The sequence below is a fragment of the Citrobacter sp. VF227 genome, assembly GCF_052950715.1.
The window spans coordinates 1-497 of the sequence record NZ_JBRFVF010000297.1; the positions used below are offsets into that span (position 1 = coordinate 1).

At 70.2% G+C, this 497-nt stretch carries 1 protein-coding gene; it reads right to left on the minus strand.

Annotated features, from left to right (window positions below; all coding sequences use genetic code 11):
• Positions 1-497 (minus strand): argininosuccinate synthase domain-containing protein (locus ACU8YC_RS26395; protein WP_446896179.1); only part of this gene is annotated, 497 nt, incomplete at both ends.

A 497-nucleotide genomic window follows, 5' to 3' on the forward strand; every position in this document is an offset into this window, starting at 1 on the left:
CTTCATGCCGACGAAGCGGTTCTCCACGAGGTCGAGCCGGCCGATGCCGTTGGCGCGGCCGAGCTCGTTGAGCTTGGCCAGCAGGCTCGCGGGCGACAGGTTCTCGCCGTCGATCGAGACGGCGTCGCCGCGCTCGAACCCGATCGTGATGATCGTCGGCTGGTCGGGCGCCTCCTCGGGCGAGAGCGTGCGCGAGTAGACGTAGTCCGGCACCTCGACGGCCGGATCCTCCAGCACCTTGCCCTCGGAGGAGGCGTGCAGGAGGGTGGCGTCCACCGAGAACGGGCTCTCGCCGCGCTTGTCCTTGGCGATCGGGATCTGGTGCTGCTCGGCGAAGGCGATGAGCTGCTCGCGGGAGCGCAGGTCCCACTCGCGCCAGGGCGCGATCACCGTGACGTCGGGCTTGAGCGCGTAGTAGCCGAGCTCGAACCGGACCTGGTCGTTCCCCTTGCCGGTGGCGCCGTGGCAGACCGCGTCGGCGCCGACCTTCTCGGCGA